General features: G+C 57.7%; 25 protein-coding genes. 14 read left to right on the forward strand and 11 right to left on the reverse strand.

Annotated features, from left to right (window positions below; genetic code table 11):
• Positions 1-79 precede the first annotated feature (79 nt).
• Together rnm and ABLU73_RS10050 are read left to right on the forward strand one after the other, a co-directional pair.
• Complete coding sequence (gene rnm, locus ABLU73_RS10045; RefSeq protein ID WP_264923537.1) at positions 80-943, forward strand: RNase AM; 864 nt, start codon at positions 80-82, stop codon at positions 941-943.
• 16 nt (positions 944-959) lie between these two features.
• Positions 960-1,580 carry an L-threonylcarbamoyladenylate synthase gene (locus ABLU73_RS10050; protein ID WP_002901738.1) on the forward strand — a complete coding sequence of 207 codons (621 nt, stop codon included), beginning with the start codon at positions 960-962 and terminating at the stop codon, positions 1,578-1,580.
• Between the two features lie 21 nt (positions 1,581-1,601).
• Here the strand turns inward: ABLU73_RS10050 and ABLU73_RS10055 are convergent, their stop codons facing one another.
• The gene (locus tag ABLU73_RS10055; protein ID WP_348850172.1) at positions 1,602-2,510 is read right to left on the reverse strand and encodes a DMT family transporter; all 909 of its coding nucleotides are present in this window, start codon (positions 2,508-2,510) and stop codon (positions 1,602-1,604) included.
• A 111-nt stretch (positions 2,511-2,621) separates the two neighbouring features.
• Between ABLU73_RS10055 and gcvA the strand changes: the two genes are divergently transcribed.
• Together gcvA and rluB are read left to right on the forward strand one after the other, a co-directional pair.
• Positions 2,622-3,518, forward strand: a complete 897-nt coding sequence (gene gcvA / locus ABLU73_RS10060) for a transcriptional regulator GcvA (RefSeq protein WP_264923535.1) — start codon at positions 2,622-2,624, stop codon at positions 3,516-3,518.
• 287 nt (positions 3,519-3,805) lie between these two features.
• Positions 3,806-4,708, forward strand: a complete 903-nt coding sequence (gene rluB, locus ABLU73_RS10065) for a 23S rRNA pseudouridine(2605) synthase RluB (RefSeq protein WP_004203870.1) — start codon at positions 3,806-3,808, stop codon at positions 4,706-4,708.
• A 60-nt stretch (positions 4,709-4,768) separates the two neighbouring features.
• On the opposite strand, the gene cobO is transcribed toward rluB, so the two are convergent.
• Positions 4,769-5,359, reverse strand: coding sequence for a cob(I)yrinic acid a,c-diamide adenosyltransferase (cobO, locus tag ABLU73_RS10070; protein ID WP_004203871.1), 591 nt, complete (start codon positions 5,357-5,359; stop codon positions 4,769-4,771).
• The gene (locus ABLU73_RS10075; RefSeq protein ID WP_004203872.1) at positions 5,356-6,117 is read right to left on the reverse strand and encodes a YciK family oxidoreductase; all 762 of its coding nucleotides are present in this window, start codon (positions 6,115-6,117) and stop codon (positions 5,356-5,358) included. The genes cobO and ABLU73_RS10075 overlap by 4 nt, the downstream gene beginning before the upstream one ends.
• 254 nt (positions 6,118-6,371) lie before the next feature.
• Between ABLU73_RS10075 and sohB the strand changes: the two genes are divergently transcribed.
• Positions 6,372-7,418 carry a protease SohB gene (gene sohB, locus ABLU73_RS10080; RefSeq protein ID WP_032455874.1) on the forward strand — a complete coding sequence of 349 codons (1,047 nt, stop codon included), beginning with the start codon at positions 6,372-6,374 and terminating at the stop codon, positions 7,416-7,418.
• A gap of 62 nt (positions 7,419-7,480) precedes the next feature.
• Here sohB and ABLU73_RS10085 read toward each other — a convergent pair whose 3' ends face one another.
• Complete coding sequence (locus tag ABLU73_RS10085; protein WP_002901761.1) at positions 7,481-7,732, reverse strand: YciN family protein; 252 nt, start codon at positions 7,730-7,732, stop codon at positions 7,481-7,483.
• Positions 7,733-8,138: 406 nt separating this feature from the next.
• On the opposite strand from ABLU73_RS10085, the gene topA reads away from it, so the two are divergent.
• The 4 genes from topA to acnA all read left to right on the forward strand — a co-directional run bounded on the left by topA (position 8,139) and on the right by acnA (position 15,529).
• Positions 8,139-10,736: a type I DNA topoisomerase gene (gene topA / locus ABLU73_RS10090; RefSeq protein WP_043521232.1), complete on the forward strand. Its 2,598-nt coding sequence runs from the start codon at positions 8,139-8,141 to the stop codon at positions 10,734-10,736.
• Positions 10,737-11,079: 343 nt separating this feature from the next.
• Positions 11,080-12,054 carry an HTH-type transcriptional regulator CysB gene (gene cysB / locus ABLU73_RS10095; protein WP_004203875.1) on the forward strand — a complete coding sequence of 325 codons (975 nt, stop codon included), beginning with the start codon at positions 11,080-11,082 and terminating at the stop codon, positions 12,052-12,054.
• Between the two features lie 245 nt (positions 12,055-12,299).
• Positions 12,300-12,467: a YmiA family putative membrane protein gene (locus ABLU73_RS10100; RefSeq protein WP_017898677.1), complete on the forward strand. Its 168-nt coding sequence runs from the start codon at positions 12,300-12,302 to the stop codon at positions 12,465-12,467.
• A gap of 389 nt (positions 12,468-12,856) precedes the next feature.
• Positions 12,857-15,529, forward strand: coding sequence for an aconitate hydratase AcnA (gene acnA, locus ABLU73_RS10105; RefSeq protein WP_264923533.1), 2,673 nt, complete (start codon positions 12,857-12,859; stop codon positions 15,527-15,529).
• Positions 15,530-15,576: 47 nt separating this feature from the next.
• On the opposite strand, the gene ribA is transcribed toward acnA, so the two are convergent.
• Complete coding sequence (gene ribA, locus ABLU73_RS10110) at positions 15,577-16,179, reverse strand: GTP cyclohydrolase II (protein ID WP_004203877.1); 603 nt, start codon at positions 16,177-16,179, stop codon at positions 15,577-15,579.
• Between the two features lie 163 nt (positions 16,180-16,342).
• On the opposite strand from ribA, the gene pgpB reads away from it, so the two are divergent.
• The 5 genes from pgpB (at position 16,343) to yciH (ending at position 19,984) form a co-directional block, all read left to right on the forward strand.
• Positions 16,343-17,110 (forward strand): phosphatidylglycerophosphatase B, encoded by a 768-nt coding sequence (gene pgpB, locus ABLU73_RS10115; RefSeq protein WP_004203878.1) that lies wholly within the window; start codon positions 16,343-16,345, stop codon positions 17,108-17,110.
• A 135-nt stretch (positions 17,111-17,245) separates the two neighbouring features.
• Positions 17,246-17,554: a LapA family protein gene (locus tag ABLU73_RS10120; protein ID WP_002901780.1), complete on the forward strand. Its 309-nt coding sequence runs from the start codon at positions 17,246-17,248 to the stop codon at positions 17,552-17,554.
• Positions 17,555-17,560: 6 nt separating this feature from the next.
• A complete protein-coding gene (gene lapB, locus ABLU73_RS10125) occupies positions 17,561-18,730 on the forward strand; it encodes a lipopolysaccharide assembly protein LapB (RefSeq protein WP_004203879.1) in 1,170 nt (389 codons plus the stop codon).
• A gap of 190 nt (positions 18,731-18,920) precedes the next feature.
• On the forward strand, positions 18,921-19,658 hold the full coding sequence (gene pyrF, locus ABLU73_RS10130) for an orotidine-5'-phosphate decarboxylase (RefSeq protein WP_004203880.1): 738 nt from the start codon (positions 18,921-18,923) through the stop codon (positions 19,656-19,658).
• Entirely contained in the window at positions 19,658-19,984 is a 327-nt protein-coding gene (gene yciH / locus ABLU73_RS10135) for a stress response translation initiation inhibitor YciH (protein WP_004203881.1), read from the forward strand. The genes pyrF and yciH overlap by 1 nt, the downstream gene beginning before the upstream one ends.
• A gap of 128 nt (positions 19,985-20,112) precedes the next feature.
• On the opposite strand, the gene osmB is transcribed toward yciH, so the two are convergent.
• The 6 genes from osmB to fabI all read right to left on the reverse strand — a co-directional run bounded on the left by osmB (position 20,113) and on the right by fabI (position 25,918).
• Entirely contained in the window at positions 20,113-20,331 is a 219-nt protein-coding gene (osmB, locus tag ABLU73_RS10140) for an osmotically-inducible lipoprotein OsmB (RefSeq protein ID WP_002901783.1), read from the reverse strand.
• Positions 20,332-20,606: 275 nt separating this feature from the next.
• Positions 20,607-21,356, reverse strand: coding sequence for a DNA-binding transcriptional regulator YciT (locus tag ABLU73_RS10145; protein WP_004203882.1), 750 nt, complete (start codon positions 21,354-21,356; stop codon positions 20,607-20,609).
• 73 nt (positions 21,357-21,429) lie between these two features.
• Complete coding sequence (locus ABLU73_RS10150; protein WP_004203883.1) at positions 21,430-21,609, reverse strand: hypothetical protein; 180 nt, start codon at positions 21,607-21,609, stop codon at positions 21,430-21,432.
• A gap of 158 nt (positions 21,610-21,767) precedes the next feature.
• Entirely contained in the window at positions 21,768-23,702 is a 1,935-nt protein-coding gene (locus ABLU73_RS10155) for an exoribonuclease II (protein ID WP_004203886.1), read from the reverse strand.
• Positions 23,703-23,783: 81 nt separating this feature from the next.
• The gene (locus tag ABLU73_RS10160; protein WP_264923531.1) at positions 23,784-24,941 is read right to left on the reverse strand and encodes a carboxymuconolactone decarboxylase family protein; all 1,158 of its coding nucleotides are present in this window, start codon (positions 24,939-24,941) and stop codon (positions 23,784-23,786) included.
• A gap of 188 nt (positions 24,942-25,129) precedes the next feature.
• Positions 25,130-25,918, reverse strand: coding sequence for an enoyl-ACP reductase FabI (gene fabI, locus ABLU73_RS10165; RefSeq protein ID WP_004203888.1), 789 nt, complete (start codon positions 25,916-25,918; stop codon positions 25,130-25,132).
• Positions 25,919-26,101: the final 183 nt, after the last annotated feature.

Genomic DNA, 26,101 nt, shown 5'->3' on the forward strand with positions numbered 1-26,101 from the left:
TCAACCCTTGTTTGCAGATTTTCTCTGCCTGTCGGTATGATAATGCGCTTATTTACGTTGATGTCCAGCAGGAGTCCTTTTGAGCGACAGCCAATACGCAGTGATTTACGATCTGCACAGCCATACCACCGCCTCTGACGGGCGGCTGACTCCGCAGGAACTGGTCCATCGCGCCCATGAAATGCGCGTAGGCACGCTGGCGATCACCGACCATGACAGCGTGGCGGCGATCCCCGCGGCCCGGGAGGAGATCGCCCGCGCCGGATTACCCTTGACCCTGGTGAACGGCGTCGAGATTTCCACCCTCTGGGAGAATCACGAGATTCATATTGTGGGTCTCAATATTGATATTGCGCACCCTGCGATGACCGCCCTGCTGGAGGAGCAGAAAGCGCGGCGCCAGCAGCGCGGCCAGATGATTGCCGAGCGTCTGGAGAAGGCGCGCATCCCCGGCGCCTGGGAAGGGGCGCTGCGGCTAGCGGACGGTGGCGCCGTCACCCGCGGCCATTTTGCCCGTTTTCTGGTGGAGGCCGGCCACGCGAAGAACATGGCGGAGGTCTTCAAAAAATACCTTGCCCGCGGGAAAACCGGTTACGTGCCGCCGCAGTGGTGTACAATAAAACAAGCGATTGATGTCATTCATCATTCTGGCGGTAAGGCGGTGATAGCCCATCCCGGGCGTTACGATCTTTCCGCCAAGTGGCTTAAGCGGCTGTTGGCCCACTTTAGCGAGCAGGGCGGTGATGCCATGGAAGTGGCCCAGTGTCAGCAGGCGCCCCATGAACGCGCCCAGCTGGCCACCCTGGCCGTGCAGTTTGGTCTTCTGGCGTCGCAGGGATCCGATTTTCATCAGCCCTGCGCGTGGATCGAACTTGGCCGTAAGCTCTGGCTTCCTGCCGGCGTGGAAGGCGTCTGGCACAGTTGGGAAGCGGCCGCCGAATAAAAATTGAGAGGGAAGTATGAGCCAGTTTTTTTATATCCATCCGGATAACCCGCAGGCGCGGTTGATTAACCAGGCGGTGGAGATTGTGCGTAAGGGCGGGGTGATCGTATATCCTACCGACTCCGGCTACGCGCTGGGCTGCAAAATTGAAGACAAGGGCGCGATGGAGCGGATCTGCCGCATCCGTCAGCTGCCGGACGGCCACAACTTCACCCTGATGTGCCGCGACCTGTCCGAACTGTCAACCTACGCCTTTGTGGACAACGTGGCGTTTCGCCTGATGAAAAACAATACCCCGGGCAACTACACCTTTATCCTCAAAGGAACGAAAGAGGTACCGCGCCGGCTGTTGCAGGAGAAGCGTAAAACCATTGGTATGCGCGTCCCGTCCAACCCCATCGCTCAGGCGTTGCTTGAGACCTTAGGCGAACCGATGCTCTCTACCTCGCTGATGCTGCCCGGCAGCGACTTTACCGAATCCGACCCGGAAGAGATCAAAGATCGTCTGGAGAAAGTCGTGGACCTCATTATCCACGGCGGTTTCCTGGGGCAGCAGCCGACCACGGTTATCGACCTGACGGAAGATACCCCGGTGGTGCTGCGCGAAGGCGTGGGCGACGTGAGGCCGTTTCTCTGACACTACCTGCCGGGCGGTGCCTCATGCGCCGCCTGGTATCCTGTCTTTTCTCCTCGACGGCACGACCATCATCCACAGCGCCACGCAGACCAGCAGCGCGCCGAGAATTAACCCACTCTCCACAATCTCTCCAAGAAAAAGATAGCCCCACAGCACCGCAAAAGGCGGGATCAAAAAGGTCACGGACAGTGAACGCAGCGGTCCAATATCAGCGATCAGGCGGAAATAGAGGATATACCGTGCCGCCGTGCAGACGACACCCAGCATAAGCATTGCCATCCACGGCAGGCCCTGACCCCAGTCCACAGCCAGCCCATGCCCGCAGGACCAGAGAAAGAAGGGGCATAAAAACAGCGTGGCGCCGATTTGGCTGCCCAACGCGACGCGCTCCGCTTCGAGGCCGCCGCGCTGTTGGATCCAGCGGCGGGTCAGAAAGCCGGCCAGGCCATAGCAGGCGGTGGCGGTCAGACAGGCGCCGACGCCCGGCAGCAGCTGGGCGGCGCCGAGGCCGGTAGTCGGGCGCGCGATCACCGCCACGCCAATAGCGCCCAGCGCCGCGCCAGCGCCTTTGCGCAGGGTCAGCGGTTCCGCAAAGCAGAGTGCGCCAATCAGCACCCCCATCATCGGCGCCGTGGCGTTGAGCGTGGCGGAGTACCCTGCCGGTAGCCATTGCGCGGCAAGGCAGTACATCAGAAAAGGGAGGCCGGAATTGATGACCCCCAGCTTCAGAGTGGCGATGAATTTACCCTCATACCCGCCCCATTTTCCGCGCGCGCCGGCCAGCAACCCTAAAGCGACGGCGGCGAACAGCACGCGCAGAAAGGCGCTGTTTACCGCGCCGAAAGCCGGGGTGGTGATGCGCATAAACAGAAAGCTGGCACCCCAGAGGGCGGCAAGCAGTAGCAGGCGACCACAGTCGATAACACGCATGATTGACTCCTTGTGAACGGTAAGGAAGCTAACTGTAGAGCTCTCGTGCAATGGCCGACAAACGCGTTATGCTTACATGATTAAGTTTTTCTTAACTGAGGTTCTATAGCCATGAAACTCCCGCCGCTGAATGCGTTGCGCTGTTTTGAGGCGGCGGCGCGGCTGCTCAGCCTGAAGCTGGCCGCCAGTGAACTTTGCGTCACACCCAGCGCTGTCAGCCAGCAGATTGCCCGCCTGGAGGAGGCGCTGAATGTCCCGCTATTTATCCGTACCCCCCGACGGTTACAGTTAACGGAGGTGGGGGAGATCTACCTCCGGGCCGTGCAGCCCGCGTTTCATCAGATAGCTGCCGCCACCCGGCGTCTGCAGGTCCCCCCGGGGCCAGAAAAAGTGACTGTCAGTTGCACCAGCGGCTTTGTTATTCAATGGCTGCTGCCGCGGCTGGCTGATTTTGAACGGCGCTATCCACAGATAGAGATCCTGATCGGCACCACCAACCGGCGAGTGGATTTGCTGAGCGAAGAGATCGATTTTGCCGTGCGGCATGGCGTCGGGGGCTGGCCGGAGCTGCAGGCTTATCGTCTGCTGGATGACGATCTGATGCCGGTCTGTAGTCCGCAGCTGATTGCTCCGCACCGGACCCTCGCCGATGCCAGCGATCTGCTAGAGTATCCGCTGCTGCACGATGAACATCGTGAGGACTGGGCGCTGTGGTGCGAGGCCGTGGGGCTGGAAGCGCACCGCGCGCGCCGTGGCCCGGTGTTCACTGATTGCAACGGCGTAACGGAGGCGGCATTAGCCGGTATGGGGATGGCTTTACTGCGACGTTCATTCATAGCGCCTGCGCTGACGCAGGGGCGGCTGGTGAATCCTCTGGCGCAGCCCATCGCCTGTCCGCTGGCCTATCATCTGGTTTACCACGAGACCGCGCTGCTGGCCCCTGCCAACCGCTGTTTTCGTGACTGGCTGCTCGCCCAGCGCTCTGCCGTCGCGCAAGAGCAGGCGTAGCGCAGGGAGGCGCTCTCTGTCCGACTAAGACCAACACAGGTGAGGGCAGACAGGAGAATGAGGAAAATCTGTTCCATACTAAAGGCGCGGTGTGGCGAACAGAAGCTTTCCCGGCGAAGTTAGTGTAGTATGTTCGGCCACGAATACGGGCTCGCGGCGAATGTTTTGCGCATGCCGGCGAGACTTTACGTAAAAAGTATATACGTAACAATGAGTTGCTGATACAGGCCTCATTGTTTCATAAAGCATACCAGACGCCTGGGAAGGCGACACCTTAAGGAAGCTCAATGAGCGAGAAACTGCAAAAAGTGCTGGCCCGCGCCGGCCACGGCTCCCGCCGTGAAATTGAAGCGAAAATCGAAGCTGGCCGCGTCAGCGTCGACGGCAAAATCGCCACCCTCGGCGATCGTGTGGAAATTGTCCCTGGTTTAAAAATTCGTATCGATGGCCATCTGATCTCGGTGAAAGAGTCCGCTGAGCAGATCTGCCGCGTGCTGGCGTACTACAAGCCGGAAGGCGAACTGTGCACCCGTAACGATCCGGAAGGGCGCCCGACGGTGTTCGATCGTCTGCCTAAACTGCGCGGCGCGCGCTGGATTGCCGTTGGTCGTCTGGACGTCAACACCTGTGGCCTGTTGCTGTTCACCACCGACGGTGAACTGGCAAACCGCCTGATGCACCCGAGCCGTGAAGTCGAGCGTGAGTACGCCGTTCGCGTTTTCGGCCAGGTAGATGAAGATAAGCTGCGTCAGCTGTCTCGCGGCGTGCAGTTAGAAGATGGCCCGGCGGCGTTTAAAACCATTAAATTCACCGGCGGTGAAGGGATTAACCAGTGGTACAACGTCACCCTGACCGAAGGGCGTAACCGCGAAGTGCGTCGTCTGTGGGAAGCGGTCGGCGTGCAGGTCAGCCGCCTGATCCGCGTGCGCTATGGCGATATTCTGCTGCCGAAAGGCCTGCCGCGCGGCGGCTATACCGAGCTGGACCTGGCGCAGACCAACTACCTGCGCGAACTGGTGGAGCTCACTCCGGAAACCAGCTCTAAGGTCGCCGTTGAAAAAGATCGTCGCCGGTTGAAAGCCAACCAGATCCGCCGGGCGGTGAAACGTCACAGCCAGACCAGCGCTAACCCGCGCCAGGGTAATAACAGCAACCGCCGTTCCAGTACCCGCAATAAGACCAACGGTTAATGTTGCGCGTTCCGGTGGTTTTGCGCCGGAACGCTGACTTCCTTTTGCCGTATCCGGTCCTCAGTAGTCAATCCCCATCTGCGCTTTAATGCCGGCATCAAAGGCATGTTTCACCGGGCGCAGCTCGCTGACGGTATCCGCCATTTCAATAATATCGCGATGACAGCCGCGGCCGGTGATGATCACCGACTGGTGGGCAGGACGCTCACGCAGAGCGCTCAGCACCGCCTCCAGCGGCAGGTAATCGTAGGCCACCATATAGGTCAGCTCGTCCAGCAGCACCAGATCGAGCTGGTCGTCGGCAAGCATACGGCGGGCATGTTCCCAAACCGCCAGACAGGCGGCGGTGTCGCTGTCGCGGTCCTGAGTGTTCCAGGTAAAGCCTGTCGCCATCACCTGAAATTCGACGCCGTGGGGCTCCAGCAGATTACGCTCGCCGTTAGGCCAGGTCCCCTTGATAAACTGGATCACGCCGACTTTTTTGCCGTGGCCGACGGCGCGGGTCGCGGTGCCAAAGGCGGCGGTAGTTTTTCCTTTGCCGTTGCCGGTAAAGACCATCACAATGCCGCGCTCGTCCTGGGCCGCCGCCACCCGGGCATCCACTTTATCTTTCAGCCGCTGCTGGCGTTCGCGGTAGCGTTCATCACTCATTGGGCAATTCCTGGTTTACGCCCCGGTTGGGCGTCGAAGGTCATTCCCGTCTTGCGACGACTGTCGTCGCCCATCAGCCACAGATAGACGGGCATAATGTCAGCGGGGGTTTTCAGTTTCAGCGGATCTTCCGTCGGGAACGCGCTGGCGCGCATGCCGGTGCGGGTGCCGCCGGGGTTGATACAGTTCACCCGCAGGTGGCGGCTTTGGTACTCGTCGGCCAGCACCTGCATCATCCCTTCGGTGGCGAATTTGGAGACGGCATAGGCGCCCCAGTTGGCGCGACCCTGACGACCGACGCTGGATGAGGTAAAGACCAGCGAACCAGATTCGGAACGGAGTAATAAAGGAAGAAGCGCCTGGGTCAGCATAAAGGTGCCATTGACGTTCACCTGCATCACCTGCTGCCAGACCTCCGGTTTCTGTTCATCCATCGGGCAGATGTCGCCGAGCAAGCCAGCATTGTGCAGCACGCCGTCAAGGCGGGGATAGTGGATGCTGATCTGCTGCGCCAGCTGCTGGCACGCCTGCGGCGTGCAGGTGAGCAGGTCGAGAGTAAACCAGCGGGGAGGAATACCGCCCTCACGCTCAATCTCCTCGGCGACGGCGCGCAGTTTGTCGTCGTTGCGACCCAGCAGGATAACGCTGGCGCTGTAGCGGGCGTAGGTCAGGGCCGCTTCACGACCAATTCCATCGCTGGCCCCGGTGACCAGAATGATGCGATCTTTCAGCAAGTGGCGTTGCGGTTGATAATGCACGGCGACTCCTTTGGCGATCGGCTCTCGATCGCGCTTCATCTTTGGTATCTCACTTTTGCGCTGTTATGCCTGAAAGCGCCCGCCATTGCAATCGGCGAAGCGGAAAGTATTCACAAAATTAATATCTTGCAACGATTTCAGCCTCGCCTAAAAAAACGGAATCCGCTGCGCAGAGGACACAAAGCACAAAGACTTCTCGCCAGGGGCTGATGTACACTGTGAAGCAACGTCAGTGCTTTACACAAGGTGAAAACGTGGAATTACTTGCTCAATATGGCTTATTTTTAGCCAAGATCGCGACCGTTGTCGTCGCTATCGCGGTGATTGCCGCTATTATCGTCAACCTGGCCCATCGCAAGAAACAGCGCGGTGAGCTGCGGGTAACGAATCTTAGCGAGCATTATAAAGAGATGAAGGAATCGCTGGCGGTGGCCCTGCTGGACGGCCCGCAGCAGAAGCAGTGGCATAAGTCGCAGAAGAAAAAGCAAAAACAAGAGGCGAAGGCGGCGAAAGCGCGGGCGAAGTTGGGTAATACCGAGCCGGAAGGCAAGCCGCGCGCCTGGGTGCTGGATTTCAAAGGCAGTATGGATGCTCATGAAGTCACCAGCCTGCGGGAAGAGATCACCGCGGTGCTGGCGGCGGCGAAAGCGCGCGATCAGGTGGTGATTCGTCTGGAAAGCCCCGGCGGGGTGGTGCACGGCTACGGGCTTGCAGCATCGCAGCTGCAGCGCTTGCGCGACAAACAGATCCCGCTGACGGTGGCGGTCGACAAAGTGGCGGCCAGCGGCGGCTATATGATGGCCTGCGTGGCGAACAAAATTGTCTCGGCGCCGTTTGCGATCCTCGGCTCTATTGGCGTGGTGGCGCAGATCCCAAACCTGCACCGTTTCCTGAAGAACAAAGATATTGATATCGAACTGCATACCGCCGGACAGTACAAACGAACGCTCACGATGCTGGGTGAAAACACTGAAGAAGGACGGCGCAAGTTTCGCGAAGACCTTAATGAGACGCACCATTTGTTCAAGGATTTCGTCCAGCGGATGCGCCCGGGCCTTGATATTGAGCAGGTGGCCACTGGCGAGCACTGGTACGGGGTACAGGCGCTGGAAAAAGGGCTGGTGGATGCGGTTGAAACCAGTGATGAGCTGCTGCTGGGACTCATGGAGAGCCACGAGGTTATCGGAGTGCGTTATCAACAGCGTAAGAAAATGCTCGACCGCTTCACCGGTAGCGCGGCGGAGAGCGCCGATCGACTGCTGCTGCGCTGGTGGCAGCGCGGACAGAAGCCGCTGATATAGATGATAAAACGCGAGGCTCTGCCTCGCGTTCTCATTTAGGGCGGTCTTAATCTCCGCCGGTCTTAATCGACCAGGTGATATTTGTCCGACAGCTCATGGGCGAGGTACTTAAACATATTAAATACCGCTGTACTCTTCGGCGTCGGCAGACCCTGCTCATCAAGATAAAACTCACCGCTAAACACCAGGACATTGTTGCGCTGAACGACGTCGGTAGCTTCGATACCGGCTAACGTATCCTCATGTTCGCGAATAAGTTTGTTGGCTTTTTCGAGCAGCGTCTGGCGATCGATTGGTTGGGTTGTACCTTGCATAACGGACTCCTCTTTTTCTCCACGCGTAGTTTACGCCGCGCGGCGGCACGGGGCAAATTTTCCATGGACAAAACAAGGGTAATCGTAACCAGTGGAGAAACAGCCGTTTACTGGCGTGATTCGCTTTTGCATGCTAATAAAGTTGCGTAACGAATTTTATCAGGTACAGTGTGACGCTTTCGGCGATCTGGCAACAGATTTGCTTGACATTCGGCCAAAAATTCTTCGTGCTATGTCACCTGACGAAAAAAGGTCAGTAAACTCAAGCGCCTGGTTTTACGGAGATGAAACAGGTGTTCTGGGTTGATATTCACCGACGGTGCCGCAACATATGAGGCAGTCGCCAGTGGAGGGTGTATGAATGTGCGATGTATTCCTGGATGAATCAAATTAGGTAAAGGTGAATATGGGTAAAGCTCTCGTTATCGTTGAGTCCCCGGCAAAAGCCAAAACGATCAATAAGTATCTGGGTAATGACTACGTGGTGAAATCCAGCGTCGGTCATATCCGCGATTTGCCGACCAGTGGATCAGCTTCCAAAAAGAGCACCGACTCTACCGCCACCAAAGGGGCTAAAAAGCCTAAAAAGGACGAACGTGGTGCTCTGGTTAACCGCATGGGCGTGGACCCATGGCATGACTGGAATGCGCACTATGAAGTACTTCCGGGTAAAGAAAAGGTAGTTTCAGAACTCAAACAGTTGGCGGAAAAAGCTGACCACATCTATCTCGCAACCGACCTTGACCGCGAAGGGGAAGCCATTGCCTGGCACCTGCGGGAAGTTATCGGCGGCGATGAACAGCGTTACAGCCGCGTGGTGTTCAATGAGATCACCAAAAACGCCATTCGTCAGGCTTTCGAAAAGCCGGGCGAACTGAATATCGATCGGGTTAACGCCCAGCAGGCGCGTCGCTTTATGGACCGCGTGGTGGGTTATATGGTTTCGCCGCTGCTGTGGAAAAAAATCGCCCGTGGTCTTTCTGCCGGGCGCGTACAGTCCGTCGCGGTCCGCCTGGTGGTGGAGCGTGAGCGTGAAATCAAAGCATTCGTCCCGGAAGAGTACTGGGAAGTTGATGCCAGCACCACCACGCCGGGCGGCGACGCGCTGCCGCTGCAGGTGACCCATAAGGACGATAAGCCGTTCCGTCCGGTCAGCCGCGATGAGACCATGGCGGCGGTATCGCTACTGGAAAAAGCCAGCTACAGCGTACTGGAGCGGGAAGACAAGCCGACCAGCAGCAAGCCGGGCGCGCCGTTCATCACCTCCACCCTGCAGCAGGCGGCCAGCACCCGTCTCGGCTTCGGCGTGAAAAAGACCATGATGATGGCTCAGCGCCTCTATGAGGCGGGGCACATCACCTATATGCGTACCGACTCCACCAACCTGAGTCAGGATGCGCTGAACATGGTTCGCGGCTACATCAGCGACAAGTTTGGTAAAAAATATCTGCCGGAAAGCGCGAATCAGTACGCCAGCAAAGAAAACTCACAAGAAGCACACGAAGCGATTCGTCCGTCTGATGTGAACGTGCTGGCGGAAACGCTGAAAGATATGGAAGCGGATGCGCAGAAGCTGTATCAGCTGATCTGGCGCCAGTTTGTCGCCTGTCAGATGACGCCGGCGCAGTACGACTCCACGACGCTGACCGTGGCGGCGGGCGATTACAAACTGAAAGCGCGCGGTCGTACCTTACGCTTTGACGGCTGGACCAAAGTGATGCCGGCCCTGCGCAAGGGCGATGAGGACCGGACTCTGCCGCTGGTCAAACAGGGCGACCAGCTGAGCCTGGTCGAGCTGACGCCTGCCCAGCACTTTACCAAACCGCCGGCTCGCTTCAGCGAAGCCTCGCTGGTTAAAGAGCTGGAAAAACGCGGTATCGGTCGTCCGTCCACCTATGCCTCGATTATCTCCACCATTCAGGATCGTGGTTACGTGCGAGTGGAAAACCGTCGTTTCTACGCGGAGAAAATGGGCGAGATCGTCACCGACCGACTGGAAGAGAACTTCCGCGATTTAATGAACTACGACTTCACCGCGCAGATGGAAGATCGTCTCGATCAGGTGGCTAACCACCAGGCCGAGTGGAAAGAAGTGCTGAACCACTTCTTTGGCGATTTTACCGCCCAGCTGGAGACGGCGGAGAAAGATCCGGAAGAGGGCGGCATGCAGCCGAACCCGATGGTGCTCACCAGTATCGACTGTCCGACCTGCGGCCGTAAAATGGGCATCCGTACCGCCAGCACCGGCGTTTTCCTCGGCTGTTCGGGCTATGCCCTGTCGCCGAAAGAGCGCTGCAAAACCACCATTAACCTGGTGCCGGAAAACGAAGTCCTCAACGTGCTGGAAGGCGATGACGCCGAAACTAACGCGCTGCGCGCCAAACGCCGCTGCCAGAAGTGCGGTACGGCGATGGACAGCTACCTTATCGATCCCAAGCGTAAACTGCACGTCTGCGGTAACAACCCGACCTGCGATGGCTATGAGATTGAAGAGGGCGAGTTCCGCATCAAGGGCTATGACGGTCCGGTAGTGGAGTGCGAGAAGTGCGGCTCCGAGATGCACCTGAAGATGGGGCGTTTTGGGAAGTACATGGCTTGTACCAACGACGAGTGTAAGAATACGCGTAAGATCCTGCGCAATGGCGAAGTGGCGCCGCCGAAGGAAGATCCGGTGCCGCTCCCGGAGCTGCCGTGCGAGAAGTCTGACGCCTATTTCGTGCTGCGTGACGGGGCCGCGGGCGTCTTCCTGGCGGCAAACACTTTCCCGAAATCACGGGAAACGCGTGCGCCGCTGGTGGAAGAGCTGTACCGCTTCCGCGACCGTCTGCCGGAAAAACTGCGTTATCTCGCCGATGCGCCGCAGCAGGATCCGGAAGGCAATAAAACGCTGGTGCGCTTTAGCCGTAAAACGAAGCAGCAGTATGTGGCGTCCGAAAAAGAGGGCAAAGCGACCGGCTGGTCAGCCTTCTTTATCGACGGCAAATGGACGGAAGCTAAAAAGTAACTGACCATTATCAGGCAGGAAAAGGGCGCTTTTCCTGCTCTGGCGGCCGGCAGGGGCCATGGATGCCTCTGCCGTGTCGTTTTCCTTTCTCTCCGCGCTTTCCGCCCCCTTATAACCACCTATATTATTTTTCGTTACCGGCTATACACTGTTGGTATAAATGATATAGTGGTTATAGTTAATGCCTTTTTTATTATTAAAACGTCTTATACATCATCGCTTTCAGGATGCGTTGCGGCGCCACTATGGCCAACTGCCGGGAGGCCTGGCCTTCACAGGCGACAAGTTGCCTGAACGTAAAGTGTATTAAGCGGCTTCATTTTACGCGCAAACGGATATCAGCATGAAACTACAACAGCTTCGCTACATCGTTGAGGTGGTTAACCATAACCTGAATGTTTCATCCACCGCCGAAGGGCTTTATACCTCCCAGCCAGGCATCAGTAAGCAGGTGCGTATGCTGGAAGATGAGCTCGGCATCCAGATCTTTGCCCGCAGCGGCAAGCATTTGACTCAGGTGACCCCTGCCGGGCAGGAGATCATCCGTATTGCCCGCGAGGTGTTGTCAAAAGTCGATGCCATCAAATCTGTCGCCGGGGAGCATACCTGGCCGGACAAGGGGTCGCTGTATGTGGCGACCACCCATACCCAGGCGCGCTATGCCTTGCCGGGGGTGATCAAGGGCTTTATTGAACGCTATCCGCGGGTGTCGCTGCATATGCATCAGGGTTCGCCAACCCAGATCGCCGAAGCCGTGTCGAAAGGCAACGCCGACTTCGCTATTGCTACTGAAGCGCTGCATCTGTATGACGATTTGGTGATGCTGCCATGCTATCACTGGAACCGGTCGATCGTGGTGACGCCGGAGCATCCTCTGGCCTCCAGGGGCTCGGTGTCAATTGAAGAGCTGGCGCAGTATCCGCTGGTAACCTATACCTTTGGCTTCACCGGCCGTTCGGAACTGGATACCGCGTTTAACCGTGCGGGCCTGACGCCGCGCATTGTCTTTACCGCCACCGATGCCGATGTCATCAAAACCTATGTTCGCCTGGGACTCGGGGTAGGGGTGATTGCCAGTATGGCGGTGGATCCGGTCTCCGATCCGGACCTGGTGAAGCTGGATGCGAACGGTATCTTCAGCCACAGCACCACTAAAATAGGCTTCCGCCGTAGCACTTTCTTACGAAGCTACATGTATGATTTTATTCAACGTTTTGCACCCCATTTGACCCGGGATGTGGTGGATACCGCGGTGGCCTTGCGGTCGAATGAAGATATTGAAGCGATGTTCAAAGATATAAAACTACCGGAAAAATAACCCTGTAAAAAATAATGGCATTCCCTGTGGGGAGTGCCATTAACTAGCATGGTCTTTATTTAACAACTTAAACCTCGAACCAATCACAAAATTAATAATTTCTCGCAACACGTTTGTCATTATGCCCACCGCGATCAAATAACCGGTTAAATATATTCCATCAGACCTAATTTAGCTGGATTAATCTTTTATCCATAATTAAGATTTATCTGTACCTGATGATTTGAGCAATTGGTGGTGACAATATGATAAGTAATCTCGATTACATGAAACTGGCGATGTCATACGAAAATGACAAAACCGAAATCGATCCCGTTCTGCGTAGTCGCGTATGGGGCGTAGTGTTGGTAGGGCTGGCGATGTTCTGGAGTATCATCGCGCTCACCATCTGCAACATCTGGATTGTCAGCTAAAGCTGTAGGTCATCGTTGTAGATACATGTCATTTTTATGACAGTGAAAGGAAACTGTAATATAAAATCAGTGACCGGCAATACAGGGAGAATATATTTTGCCGTGGGATTCATCCAACCTGAAATCAATCACAAGAGCTAATCAGCCAACAGGCAATGATTAGCTCTTTTTTTGTCCTCGTGTACTAATACAATATCGCTTAAACGACTCCTCTGCACTATTTTGGTGCTATTTCCTCTGCGCTCTGATAATTGCCTTTTTATCCCTCTCCGTCCTATCGCATTTAGCAATTTGGGTTGTTATCAAAGTGTTATGCCCAGCATGTGTTATCTTTAATGGAGACCCTGAGGAGAATCGGGGTATGCCATCCCTGAGATAAAGGAGGAGCTATGTCGTCAACCCTACGAGAAGCCAGTAAGGACACGCTGCAGGTCAATGAGAAAACCTGGCATTACTACAGTCTGCCGTTGGCGGAGAAGCAGCTGGGCGATATCAGTCGACTGCCCAAGTCGCTGAAGGTGCTGATGGAGAACCTGCTGCGCTGGCAGGACGGTGACTCGGTAACTGAAGAAGATATTCGCGCCCTTGCCGGTTGGCTGCAGCAGGCCCATGCCGACCGGGAGATTGCTTATCGTCCGGCCCGCGTGCTGATGCAGGACTTTACCGGCGTGCCGGCGGTAGTGGATCTGGCCGCCATGCGCGAGGCGGTGAAACGCCTGGGCGGGGATACCTCGAAGGTGAACCCGCTTTCGCCGGTCGACCTGGTGATCGACCACTCGGTGACCGTCGACCGCTTCGGCGATGACGAGGCCTTCGAAGACAACGTCCGCCTGGAAATGGAGCGGAACCACGAACGCTACGCATTTTTGCGCTGGGGGCAGCAGGCCTTCAGCCGCTTCAGCGTGGTGCCGCCGGGCACCGGGATTTGCCACCAGGTCAACCTGGAATATCTCGGACGGGCGGTGTGGAGCGAAGAGGTGAACGGGAAGTGGATGGCGTGGCCGGATACCCTGGTGGGCACCGACTCCCATACCACCATGATTAACGGGCTCGGCGTGCTGGGCTGGGGCGTGGGCGGGATTGAAGCGGAAGCCGCCATGCTCGGCCAGCCGGTGTCGATGCTGATCCCGGACGTGGTCGGCTTTAAGCTCAGCGGTAAATTGCGCGAAGGCATTACCGCTACTGACCTGGTGCTGACGGTCACCCAGATGCTGCGCCAGCACGGCGTGGTCGGAAAATTTGTCGAGTTCTACGGTGACGGTCTGGATACTTTGCCCCTGGCCGATCGCGCCACCATCGCCAATATGGCGCCAGAGTATGGCGCCACCTGCGGTTTCTTCCCGATCGATGACGTGACGCTCAGCTATATGCGTCTCAGCGGACGTAGCGAAGAACAGGTAGCGCTGGTGGAAGCCTATGCCAAAGCGCAGGGCATGTGGCGCTACCCGGGCGATGAGCCGGTCTTTACCAGTACCCTGGCGCTGGATATGGGCAGCGTTGAAGCGAGCCTCGCCGGGCCGAAGCGGCCGCAGGATCGCGTGGCGCTCGGCGATGTGCCGAAAGCCTTTGCCGCCAGCGGTGAGCTGGAGGTTAACCACCTTCAGCGTCAGCGCCAGCCGGTGGCGTATACGCTGAACGGGCATCACTATTCGCTGCCGGATGGCGCGGTGGCCATTGCGGCGATCACCTCCTGTACCAACACCTCCAACCCCAGCGTGCTGATGGCCGCTGGCCTACTGGCGAAAAAAGCCGTCGAACGCGGCCTGCAGCCGCAGCCGTGGGTGAAAGCTTCCCTGGCCCCAGGCTCGAAAGTGGTGTCGGATTATCTGGCCCATGCCGGCCTGACGCCTTACCTCGACCAGCTCGGCTTCAATCTGGTGGGGTATGGCTGTACCACCTGTATCGGTAACTCCGGTCCGCTGCCGGAACCGATTGAAGAAGCAATCAAAAAAGGCGACCTCACCGTCGGGGCGGTGCTCTCCGGTAACCGTAACTTCGAAGGGCGTATCCACCCGCTGGTGAAAACCAACTGGCTGGCCTCGCCGCCGCTGGTGGTCGCTTACGCGCTGGCGGGGAACATGAACATCGATCTCACCCGCGAGCCGCTGGGGCAGGGCAGCGACGGTGAGCCGGTCTATCTGAAAGATATCTGGCCGAGCGGGGAGGAGATTGCCCGGGCGGTGGAACAGGTCTCCACGGAGATGTTCCGCAAAGAGTACGCGGAAGTGTTTTCCGGCACTGAGGAGTGGAAGGCGATCAAGGTGGAGGCGTCAGATACCTACGACTGGCAGGAAGATTCAACCTACATTCGCCTGTCGCCGTTCTTTGACGAGATGGGCGTCGAGCCGCTGCCGGTGGAGGATATTCACGGCGCGCGGATCCTCGCCATGCTGGGCGATTCAGTGACCACTGACCACATTTCGCCGGCAGGAAGCATCAAAGCCGATAGTCCGGCAGGCCGCTATCTGCAGGAGCATGGGGTTGCCCGGCGCGACTTTAACTCCTACGGCTCCCGTCGCGGTAACCATGAGGTGATGATGCGCGGCACCTTCGCCAATATCCGCATCCGCAACGAAATGGTGCCGGGGGTGGAAGGGGGGATGACCCGCCATCTGCCGGACCGCGAACCGGTGGCGATATACGATGCGGCGATGCTGTATAAAGCCGAGGGGATACCGCTGGCGGTGATTGCCGGTAAGGAGTATGGCTCGGGTTCCAGCCGCGACTGGGCGGCGAAGGGGCCGCGCCTGCTGGGGATCCGGGTAGTGATCGCCGAGTCCTTCGAACGTATTCACCGCTCCAACCTGATCGGGATGGGTATTCTGCCGCTGGAGTTCCCGCAGGGCGTCACCCGTAAAACGCTACAGTTGACCGGTGAAGAGCGGATTGATGTCAGTAATCTGCAGTCGCTACAGCCTGGCGCCACGGTGCCGGTGACCCTCACCCGCGCTGACGGCTCGCAGGAGGTGATCGCCTGCCGGTGCCGTATCGACACGGCGACCGAGCTCACCTACTACCGCAACGACGGCATCTTGCACTACGTCATCCGCAATATGCTGTAAAACGAAGGGCCAGCATCGCTGGCCCTCTCTTTACTCTGTCGCCGGTATTATTCCGCCGGCTTGCTGTTGAGCAGGTGGCCCATCTTGGCGGCTTTAGTGTCGAGATAATGGGCGTTTTTCGGGTTGCGTCCGACGATCAGCGGCACGCGCTCCACAATGTTAATCCCGGCTTCGCTGAGGATTTCCACTTTTTTCGGGTTATTGGTTAACAGTCGCACCTGCTCTACGTTGAGCAGTTTGAACATATCGGCGCACAGGGTGAAGTCGCGCTCATCGGCGGCGAAGCCAAGCTGATGGTTCGCTTCGACAGTGTCATACCCCTGATCCTGCAGCGCGTAGGCGCGGATCTTATTCAATAAACCAATGTTGCGACCTTCCTGACGATGATAGAGCAGGATCCCCCGGCCTTCTTCGGCGATATGCGACAGGGCCGCCTCCAGCTGAAAGCCGCAATCACAGCGCAGGCTAAACAGGGCATCGCCCGTCAGACACTCTGAATGAACGCGGGCGAGCACCGGCGCCTGCCCTGAGATATCGCCGTACACCAGCGCGACATGATCCTGTCCGGTTGCCAGTTCTTCAAAACCCACCATCAGGAAATCGCCCCAGGGGGTTGGCAGTTTGGCTTCTGCCACACGTTTAAGCTGCATGTGATTCTCCAGATTCTGTCAGCACCTGAATGTGCTTTCTGTTTACCGCTATTTTGCCACAACGCCGGGACGTTCTCCTAATCGCGAACGGTTAGCCGCGCGGAAAGCGCACAAACGATCTACTTTCCGCTATGATGTTCATCTAAAAGGAGAAGGAGAGAAAATGCTGTTGATTGCCCGACGAACCGCTCTTGCGGCGGCGCTGCTGCTGGTCATGCCCCTCACGGTCTGGCTGTCTGGTTGGCTGTGGCAGCCAGGACTACCGGTGGCATGGCTGAAAAGCCTCTGGTGGGTGACGGAAACGGTGACCCAGCCGTGGGGAATCATCACCCATGTTGTGCTGTGCGCCTGGTTTCTCTGGTGCTTGCGCTTTCGCCTGCGCGCGGCGCTGATTCTGTTCCTCATTCTTGCCGCCGCCATCCTGGTGGGACAGGGGGCCAAATCCTGGGTCAAGGCGCGGGTTCAGGAGCCGAGACCGTTTGTCATCTGGCTGGAAAACACAAGGCAGGTGCCGGTGACGCAATTCTACGCGTTAAAGCGCAAAGAACGCGCTAAACTGGTGCATGAGCAGCTGGCGCAGGCGCAGGACATCCCGCCGTTTTTACGCAAACACTGGCAGAAAGAGACCGGGTTTGCCTTCCCGTCAGGCCATACGATGTTCGCCGCCAGCTGGGCGCTGCTCGCTGCCGGGCTGTTGTGGCCGCGTCGGCGCTGGGGCACGATCGCGGTGCTGCTGGCGTGGGCGACGGCAGTGATGGGCAGTCGCCTGGCGCTCGGCATGCACTGGCCGCTGGATCTTATTGTCGCTACGTTGATTTCCTGGGTGCTGGTCACGGTGGCCTGCTGGCTGACGCAGCGTCTTTGCGGGCCGCTCTCGCCGCCGGGGGAAGAGGCGCAGGATATTAAAAAACGGATGCCTGAAGCGGAATAATGTTGATTTTAGCGGCATCCGACCGCATATCCTGTAGAGTTGCCGTGCTTTTTCGTTCCACCGCTGCGGCGAAAATGATACTTTATAGGGCTGAAAGCGGGCTTTTTTCGCGCAACCCACAGAACGGGAAGTCATGTGAAATATTTACTCATTTTCTTACTGGTGTTAGCAATCTTCGTCATTTCAGTGACGCTGGGGGCGCAGAATGACCAACAGGTCACTTTCAACTATTTGCTCGCTCAGGGTGAATTCCGCATTTCGACGCTACTGGCGGTGCTGTTTGCCGCAGGCTTTGCCATCGGCTGGCTGATCTGCGGCCTGTTCTGGCTGCGGGTGCGCGTCTCGCTGGCGCGCGCGGAGCGGAAAATTAAGCGCCTTGAGCACCAGATTGCCCCTGTCAGCCCGGCGGCTGTCGACGCAGGCGTGCCTGCGGTGAAGGAATAACCTCTTATGCTGGAGTTGTTGTTTCTGCTTTTACCCGTTGCCGCCGCCTACGGCTGGTACATGGGGCGCAGAAGTGCACAACAGTCCAAACAGGACGACGCGAGCCGCCTGTCACGGGATTACGTGGCGGGGGTGAACTTCCTGCTTAGCAACCAGCAGGATAAAGCCGTCGATCTGTTCCTTGATATGCTGAAAGAGGATACCGGTACCGTTGAGGCCCACCTGACGCTCGGCAACCTGTTCCGCTCGCGCGGTGAGGTCGACCGCGCGATCCGTATCCACCAGAGTCTGATGGAAAGCGCATCGTTAACCTACGATCAGCGCCTGTTGGCCGTCCAGCAGCTGGGGCGCGACTATATGGCCGCCGGGCTGTATGACCGTGCGGAAGACATGTTCAAACAGCTGGTGGATGAGACTGATTTTCGCCTCGGCGCGCTGCAGCAACTGTTGCAGATCTACCAGGCGACCAGCGACTGGCAGTCGGCTATCGAGGTGGCTGAGCGGCTGGTGAAGCTGGGCAAAGAGAAGCATCGTGGCGAAATCGCCAACTTCTGGTGCGAACTGGCCCTGCAGCAGATGGCGGCCAACGATCTGGATAAGGCGATGGCGCTGTTGAAGAAAGGCGCCGCCGCGGACCGCAACAGCGCCCGGGTGTCGATCATGATGGGTCGGGTGTGGATGGAGAAGGGCGACTACGCCAAAGCGGTGGAAAGCCTCGAGCGGGTTATCGATCAGGATAAAGAGCTGGTGGGTGAGACGCTGGAGATGCTGCAGACCTGCTATCAGCAGCTCGGCAAAGCCGATGAATGGGAAGTTTTCCTGCGCCGCTGCGTGGAGGAGAACGCCGGGGCGACCGCCGAACTGATGCTGGCGCAGATCCTTGAGCAGCGGGAAGGGGTCGAAGCGGCGCAAAACTACGTCACCCGGCAGCTGGAACGCCATCCCACCATGCGCGTCTTCCATAAGCTGATGGACTACCATCTCAATGAAGCGGAAGAAGGACGGGCGAAAGAAAGTCTTGGGGTGCTGCGAAACATGGTCGGCGAACAGGTGCGTAGCAAACCGCGCTACCGTTGCCAGAAATGCGGCTTTACCGCTCATACTCTCTACTGGCATTGTCCGTCCTGCCGCTCCTGGGCGACCATCAAACCTATTCGCGGCCTCGACGGCCAGTAAGGTCAAAAAAACAGACTCTTTAGTTACAACATACTTATCATTTCTTTCCCGTCGCCGTCTGCAGCCCCGGCATCGCCGTCGTCCGCGCAGGGCAAAACAGCAGCCTGTTATTTTGTTAGCTTCACAGGTAGAATGCTGCCCGTTTACCTTTTTTGCGCCCTCTGGCGCCCATCAACACTAAGGTCTGGTCATGACGTCAACAGCTATCCCATCTTCCCGCGCTGTCACTTCCTCTCCCGTTGTGGTTGCGCTTGACTATGATAATCGCGATAAAGCGCTGGCATTTGTCGACCGCATCGACCCGCGCGACTGCCGCCTGAAGGTGGGCAAAGAGATGTTCACCCTGCTGGGACCGCAGTTTGTCCGCGATCTGCATCAGCGTGGGTTTGAGGTGTTCCTGGACCTTAAGTTTCACGATATTCCCAACACCACCGCCCGCGCGGTGGCGGCGGCGGCCGAGCTTGGCGTATGGATGGTGAATGTCCATGCCTCCGGCGGCGCGCGGATGATGACCGCGGCACGCGAAGCGCTGCTGCCTTTTGGTCAAGACGCGCCGCTGCTCATCGCCGTCACCGTCCTTACCAGCATGGAGTCCAGCGATCTGCAGGATCTGGGCATTACCTTATCTCCGGCTGATTACGCGGCGAAGCTGGCGGCGCTGACCCAACGCTGCGGCCTCGACGGGGTGGTGTGTTCAGCTCAGGAGGCGGTACGCTTTAAGCATGAGCTGGGACAGGCGTTTAAGCTGGTCACCCCGGGTATCCGTCCGCAGGGCAGCGACGCTGGCGATCAGCGGCGGATCATGACGCCTGAGCAGGCTCAGGCGTCAGGGGTGGACTATATGGTCATTGGCCGCCCGGTTACCCAGTCGATCGATCCTGCCGCGACGCTGCGGGCGATCAACGATTCTCTGCGCAAGGGGGCATAATGAGCGATTCCAACAGCCGCCTGGTCTACTCCACCGAAACCGGGCGTATCGACGAGGCGAAACCGGCGCCGGTGCGCCCGAAAGGCGACGGCATAGTGCGGATCCAGCGCCAGACCAGCGGCCGCAAGGGCAAGGGCGTCTGTCTGATTAGCGGGATTGATGCCGACGATGCGGCACTCACTGCCCTGGCGGCGGAGCTGAAGAAGAAATGCGGCTGCGGCGGCGCGGTGAAAGAGGGTGTGATTGAGATCCAGGGCGACAAACGGGATTTACTTAAGGCGCTGCTAGAGGCGAAAGGGATGAAAGTGAAGTTAGCTGGCGGCTAATCGTTTTTTAACCCTAATTAATGGCCAGGTGAAATAACAAGGCCGCGGTGAATGCCGCGGCCTTGAATGATTTAACGTGCGTAAGTCAATTCGTATGAATTATTCTTTTATTTCGTCAGGTAATTATATTATTTGCCGACCTGGTGACCAATAATACCACCGACTGCTGCGCCACCCAGGGTACCGAGTGCGCTACCGTCAGTTAACACCGCACCGCCGATGGCGCCGGCGCCTGCACCGATTGCAGTGTTACGATCGCGTTTAGACATGTTAGAGCAAGCGCTCAGAGACATTGCTACAGTGACAGCCAGAACAACAGCAGCCATTTTTTTGCTCGTTGAAGTCATCATTTTTTTCTCCTGAATAATCTATTCATGGATTACAGCGCTCCTTTAAGCATAGCCTGATAAAGCAGCTTTAGGGCAATTCCATGAAGTTAGGGTGCGCAGGTATCACGAAAATCACGCAGGTGATAGTCACTTCCTGTTATATCGCTAATAATAATTCTACTTTTTTTTAAATTTATCGTCAGGTAAAAAATCTTAATTACCGGCTCGGAATACTCTCAGAGCGTAATTTCGCCCCGTTCGGCGCGGTGGCAGGGCACGGGGCGGGTGGAATATCAGATGTACGGCACAATATCGACGGTCAGGCCGCTGCGCAACAACTGCTCACGGCAGTCGTTCGGCAGACGATCGTCGGTGATAACGCGATTAAAGCGGCCGGCTGGGCCAAGCGGATAGGGGTGCACCGCGCTGAATTTTGAGCTGTCGCTGAGGATAATCGCTTCGCAGTGCTTCTCCAGAACGGCGTTAACCACGTCCGCACGCATCATATCGCGGCCGGTAAAGCCGGTTTCCGCCTGCCAGCCATCGATCCCGATGAAGGCCTTACTGAAATGCACCTGTTGAATGAACTGGCGGGTCAGTGGGCCAACCATACTTTCACTGCGTTTCTGGTAAATCCCGCCCAGCAGGATCACCTCTCCCGGCGTCTCTTTCAGCAGATGGGCGATATAGCTGCTGACGGTGATGATGGTGATATCGCCGCGTTCAGCCAGGGTGCGCGCCAGCAGGGCGTTGCTGCTGCCGTTTTCGATAAATACCGTTTCGCCGGCATTCACCAGCGCCGCGGCGCGGCTGGCCAGTTCACGCTTAATGGCGAAATGGGTCATCATGCGGGTTTCGACATCTTCACTGTCCAATGGGACGGCGTAGCCATGGGTGCGGCGCAGATAGCTCTGCTTCTCCAGCAGGTTTAGATCCTGACGGATGGTGACCTCTGAGACACCGGTCATCTTCGCCAGATCGGCGACGCTCATGCGGCCTTTATCGATGACCACTTGCAAAATACTTTGTTGTCGGGCGTTCATAGCAACATCACTGTTAGGGGGCTATACGGCGAGCAACCGGTCAGCATCGCCGGTTGCGGCATGTGGGCGATAATCAGATTTCCCAGGGCGCTTTGGGTGGTTTGTTTTGCTCGGCGTCGTCTGCCGCCAGCGCCAGCAGTTCCGCTTTGAGGATCTCCAGATTATGGATCGCAGAGTGGTAATCACCGGCAACCAGAATATCCAGCACGGTATCGATACGTTGGGCGAGCAGGTGGGCATTCACATCTGACATGGCATTATCCTGGTAACAAAAACGAATGAAATCAATGATGCTAAAAATGGGTGAAAAAGAGAAGCGAAAAAAACGCACAACCTTAATCGTTGCGACGGAAATGACGGGACAGGGAGGAAAGAAGGAGCGGTTCCCGAAGGAACCGCTGTGAAGAGACGTCAGGCTGCCGGACGAGCAATGATGCTACGCGTTTCCATGCGGACTTCAGCGATAGTGACATCGATAACATCGGTCACTTTGTAGACCACTTCTCCCTTGATCTGCACGGTGCCGTTTTCCTGGCTGCAGACCAGTTCGTCGCGCACGGCGTGGAGGAACGGGGCCGGAATAAAGGCGACCGCGCCATTGTCCACCAGACGTACGCGCATTCCACCGCGGCTGATGTCGATGATCTCCGCCGCAAAGCGGGTGTCGGTACCGGCTTTATCGTTGAGGAAACGGGCATACAGCCAGTCGGCGACATCGCGTTCGGCCATGCGGTTGAGACGACGGCGCTCCGCCATCTGCACGGTGGCTTCATCCTGTGGGCGCGCAATGGTTTCGCCTTTGATGATGGCCTTCAGCAGACGGTGATTGATCATGTCGCCATACTTACGAATCGGCGAGGTCCAGGTGGCGTAGGCCTCAAGACCAAGACCAAAGTGGGGGCCCGGCTCGGTGCTGATTTCAGCAAACGACTGGAAACGACGTATGCGGCTGTCGAGGAAACCGGTCGGCTGAGCGTCCAGTTCGCGGCGCAGCTTGCAGAAACCTTCCAGGGTGAGCACTTCCGTTGGATCAACGTGTACGTCGTGGGTCTTCAGCAGGGCCGCCAGCTGTTCGGTATTCGCCGGGTCGAAGCCGGTGTGGACGTTATAAACGCCGAAGCCAAGCTTGTCGCGCAGCACGCGGGCGGCACAGATGTTGGCGGCGATCATCGACTCTTCGACAATACGGTTGGCAATACGACGCGGCTCCGCGACGATGTCCAGCACTTCGCCTTTTTCGCCGAGGACGAAACGGTAATCCGGGCGGTCTTTAAACACCAGCGCGTGGGTCTGACGCCATTCGCTGCGGCGCTGACACACGTCCTTCAGCAGCGTAATTTGCTGCGCGATCGCCTCGCTGCCCGGCTGCCAGCTGCCGCGGCCTTCCAGCCAGTCAGAGACATCGTCATAGGCCAGTTTGGCTTTTGATTCGATGGTAGCGGCAAAGAACTCGATATTGTCTTCGATGGTGCCATCGGCCGCCAGAGTCATCCGGCAGGCCAGCACCGGGCGCACTTCATTGGCACGCAGGGAACACAGGTCGTCTGACAGTTCGCGCGGCAGCATCGGGATGTTGAAGCCCGGCAGATAGTTGGTAAAGGCGCGTACTTTTGCGGCGTTATCCAGCTTGCTGCCTTCGGCAATCCACGCGGTCGGGTCAGCGATCGCCACCGTCAGCAACAGTTTGCCGTCGGCGCCAGATTCGACATACAGCGCATCGTCCATATCTTCGGTACTGGCGCTGTCAATGGTGACGAAGTCGAGGGCGGTCAAATCGCGGCGAGTCAGCCCTTCGTCAAGCATCTCGGTGGCGACGCCGTCCGGTGCCTCTTTCTCAAGATTATGGCGCGCCAGCGTCACCCACCACGGGACGAAGTGATCGTCGCTGAAGGTGATGAACTGGGTCAGCTCCGCGTAAAATCCGCGGTCGCCTTTTAATGGATGACGGCGCATTTCTGCGACGGCCCAGTCACCCTGTTTGAAATCATGCTCAACGCCACGGGCGGCGCGGCAGGGAATGGCGTCTTTCAGCAGCGGATGGTCAGGAACGATAGCGAGGCGATCGTCTTTCTTCTGGACTTTACCGACGAAACGGGTCAGGAAGGGCTCAACCAGCGATTCCGGTTCGGCGCTTTCGCGTTCTTTTTCAGAATGGATCACCGCAACGATACGGTCGCCATGCATCACTTTTTTCATCTGCGGCGGCGGAATGAAGTAGCTCTTCTGAGCGTCCACTTCGAGGAAGCCAAAGCCCTTTTCCGTGCCCTTAACGACCCCTTCCGCGCGCGGCGTCTGGGAATGCAGTTGCTGTTTAAGCTGCGCTAGCAGCGGGTTATCCTGAAACATAATTAGGTATTTTCGTGGCTAAAAGAGCGGCTGACATTTTTACGCGATTATGCCTGTCGCAGCAAGCGCTGTTTCAGCAATTTACGTCTGCTGACGCACATAGCCGAGGGCGATTTTCAGACGATTCATCCAGCCGCATAGTCCGCTCCAGGTTAACAGATCGATCGCCTGTTCCGCTGAGAGTCCATATTCGCCGAGGGGTGTTAACTGGGCGGCGCTAAACCGGTCCGGGGAGCGGGTTAACAACTGTACCGCGGTAACGAGCGCGCGCGACCGCGGATGCTGCCCAAGCCAGCGATGGAGAGCCTGATCGCCCTCGCGCAAATGGCTGCCGAACGCTTCTTCACCGTGCCAGTGGGAGAGCCAGGCGTCAAAACAGGTGGCGCTGCCATTGGTGCGCGCGGTGAGTAAGGCGACCTGCGGGCCAAAGGTACCGTTGCCGCTGAGCTGGCGTAACAGCGTCTCCAGAGGCGCCATCAGCTGCGGGTCGCAGGCCAGCAACGGAGCCAGCGGGCCCAGGCCGGGCAGTGACTGCCAGCTGGCGATACGCCGCTGGCGCTCGTCATCGGCATACTGCAGATCGGGATCCTCAATGTCGGTTACCCACTCTCCTGGTGGGTTGACGAACAGGTCGGCGGGCGCCTCCTCTTGCTGCGGCATACCGGGGATCCAGCGCACCGGGAAGCCCTGGGCCGCCTGCAGCACGGCAATCGCCCGCGCCTGGAAGCCGACGAAACCGATAATCTGGTTGATCAGGATAATATCCCGACTGGTCAGGCCCACTTCGTCCAGCTGTCTGCGGGAAAGGGCGTTAATGACGGAGGGTGAACCGGCGAGCTGACGAGCGTATTGGGTGATCTGCGCCAGACGACGGTTGCTCTCGCGCGAAGAGTCGGGCCCCGGCAGGGGCGCCAGGCGGGCGGCATAGTGGTTACACAGCCGCTGGACGCCGTAGACCTGGGCGACGGTGAGCGCAGTGCTCAGGCGATCGTAGGCGGTAAAGGTTTGCAGGCGGCTCACCGCCACCTGGTCGGGAAACAGCCGCTCGGCCAGCTGGCGCGCGGGGCGTAGCCAGCCTGCGTGGGCGTGTAGCCAGGCGTCCGGCAGCGTCAGGTCCAGCAAAAAGCGGTCTTCAACATGGGCGGCTTCAGGGACGAGCGGCAGGACATCCACCGGGCAGATTGTTGACTGGGTTTCGTGATACCAGTGGTTTTTGCCATTCACGCGGCGTGGCTCCATGGGCTTTCCTTGTTCGGTATGTGGCGAACCGCCGTTCCGCGGATCGTTTATGCAGAACTATCCTGGCGTAACCCGGAAGCAGGAGAAAATATTGATACGTGCTAACAAATAGCCGATTGGAATAACAGGGGGTGCACAAGGCCTCGGAAGGGAGAGCCCTCCTCACCGGGGCGAGGAGGGTAAGGAACTTATTTCAGTTCCAGCTCGTTCATGGCGGCGATGCTGAACCCGCCATCAACGTGAACGACTTCACCGGAGATACCCGCAGACAGGTTGGAGCACAGGAAGGCTGCGCTGTTACCCACGTCTTCAATGGTGACGGTGCGACGGATCGGGGTGACCGCTTCGCAGTGCGCCAGCATTTTACGGAAATCTTTGATACCGGACGCGGCCAGGGTACGGATCGGACCGGCGGAGATAGCGTTGACGCGAACGCCTTCCGGACCCATCGCGTTCGCCATATAGCGCACGTTAGCTTCCAGAGAGGCTTTCGCCAGACCCATGACGTTGTAGTTCGGGATCGCGCGCTCGGCGCCCAGGTAGGAGAGCGTCAGCAGAGCAGAGCCCGGGTTCAGCATTGTGCGGCAGGCTTTGGCCATCGCCACGAAGCTGTAGGCGCTGATGTCGTGCGCGATTTTGAAACCTTCGCGGGTGACCGCGTTGACGTAGTCGCCGTCTAACTGGTCAGCCGGGGCATAACCGATAGAGTGGACGAAACCATCGAATTTTGGCCAGACTTTTTCCAGCTCGGTGAACAGCGCGGTGATGCTCTCGTCTTCAGCAACGTCGCACGGCAGCACAATGTCAGAACCCAGCGCGGCAGCAAACTCTTCAACGCGACCTTTCAGTTTTTCATTCTGATAGGTGAATGCCAGTTCCGCGCCTTCGCGGTGCATTGCCTGCGCAATACCGTAGGCGATGGACAGTTTGCTGGCGACGCCAGTGATCAAAATGCGCTTACCGGAAAGAAAACCCATAGCTTTAATCCTTATCGTTATTGCTTATTTTTACTTTAACAATCATAACGTTAACATTGTTATTTCAAAATAACTCAAATTTAGCCAGGAATTATATCCCACTGACGACCCCTTGTGTCACGATATTTTTCAGCCGGCCCGCGCCGCGCGGGGCAAAAGCCGATCGTGATGGCTCAAGTATAC

This window comes from Klebsiella sp. GG_Kp175, from assembly GCF_040062325.1.
Lineage (GTDB): Bacteria > Pseudomonadota > Gammaproteobacteria > Enterobacterales > Enterobacteriaceae > Klebsiella > Klebsiella quasipneumoniae.

Excerpts from the sequence above, each read along its gene's own strand:
- rluB (WP_004203870.1), top strand. The coding sequence starts at position 3,806 with ATGAGCGAGAAACTGCAAAAAGTGCTGGCCCGCGCCGGCCACGGCTCC.
- cobO (WP_004203871.1), bottom strand. The coding sequence starts at position 5,359 with ATGAGTGATGAACGCTACCGCGAACGCCAGCAGCGGCTGAAAGATAAA.
- ABLU73_RS10055 (WP_348850172.1), bottom strand. The coding sequence starts at position 2,510 with ATGCGTGTTATCGACTGTGGTCGCCTGCTACTGCTTGCCGCCCTCTGG.
- cysB (WP_004203875.1), top strand. The coding sequence starts at position 11,080 with ATGAAACTACAACAGCTTCGCTACATCGTTGAGGTGGTTAACCATAAC.
- ABLU73_RS10145 (WP_004203882.1), bottom strand. The coding sequence starts at position 21,356 with ATGAACGCCCGACAACAAAGTATTTTGCAAGTGGTCATCGATAAAGGC.
- topA (WP_043521232.1), top strand. The coding sequence starts at position 8,139 with ATGGGTAAAGCTCTCGTTATCGTTGAGTCCCCGGCAAAAGCCAAAACG.
- ABLU73_RS10160 (WP_264923531.1), bottom strand. The coding sequence starts at position 24,941 with ATGGAGCCACGCCGCGTGAATGGCAAAAACCACTGGTATCACGAAACC.
- ribA (WP_004203877.1), bottom strand. The coding sequence starts at position 16,179 with ATGCAGCTTAAACGTGTGGCAGAAGCCAAACTGCCAACCCCCTGGGGC.
- ABLU73_RS10150 (WP_004203883.1), bottom strand. The coding sequence starts at position 21,609 with ATGTCAGATGTGAATGCCCACCTGCTCGCCCAACGTATCGATACCGTG.
- lapB (WP_004203879.1), top strand. The coding sequence starts at position 17,561 with ATGCTGGAGTTGTTGTTTCTGCTTTTACCCGTTGCCGCCGCCTACGGC.
- ABLU73_RS10050 (WP_002901738.1), top strand. The coding sequence starts at position 960 with ATGAGCCAGTTTTTTTATATCCATCCGGATAACCCGCAGGCGCGGTTG.
- osmB (WP_002901783.1), bottom strand. The coding sequence starts at position 20,331 with ATGACTTCAACGAGCAAAAAAATGGCTGCTGTTGTTCTGGCTGTCACT.
- gcvA (WP_264923535.1), top strand. The coding sequence starts at position 2,622 with ATGAAACTCCCGCCGCTGAATGCGTTGCGCTGTTTTGAGGCGGCGGCG.
- pgpB (WP_004203878.1), top strand. The coding sequence starts at position 16,343 with ATGCTGTTGATTGCCCGACGAACCGCTCTTGCGGCGGCGCTGCTGCTG.
- ABLU73_RS10155 (WP_004203886.1), bottom strand. The coding sequence starts at position 23,702 with ATGTTTCAGGATAACCCGCTGCTAGCGCAGCTTAAACAGCAACTGCAT.
- ABLU73_RS10100 (WP_017898677.1), top strand. The coding sequence starts at position 12,300 with ATGATAAGTAATCTCGATTACATGAAACTGGCGATGTCATACGAAAAT.
- fabI (WP_004203888.1), bottom strand. The coding sequence starts at position 25,918 with ATGGGTTTTCTTTCCGGTAAGCGCATTTTGATCACTGGCGTCGCCAGC.
- yciH (WP_004203881.1), top strand. The coding sequence starts at position 19,658 with ATGAGCGATTCCAACAGCCGCCTGGTCTACTCCACCGAAACCGGGCGT.
- ABLU73_RS10085 (WP_002901761.1), bottom strand. The coding sequence starts at position 7,732 with ATGCAAGGTACAACCCAACCAATCGATCGCCAGACGCTGCTCGAAAAA.
- pyrF (WP_004203880.1), top strand. The coding sequence starts at position 18,921 with ATGACGTCAACAGCTATCCCATCTTCCCGCGCTGTCACTTCCTCTCCC.
- acnA (WP_264923533.1), top strand. The coding sequence starts at position 12,857 with ATGTCGTCAACCCTACGAGAAGCCAGTAAGGACACGCTGCAGGTCAAT.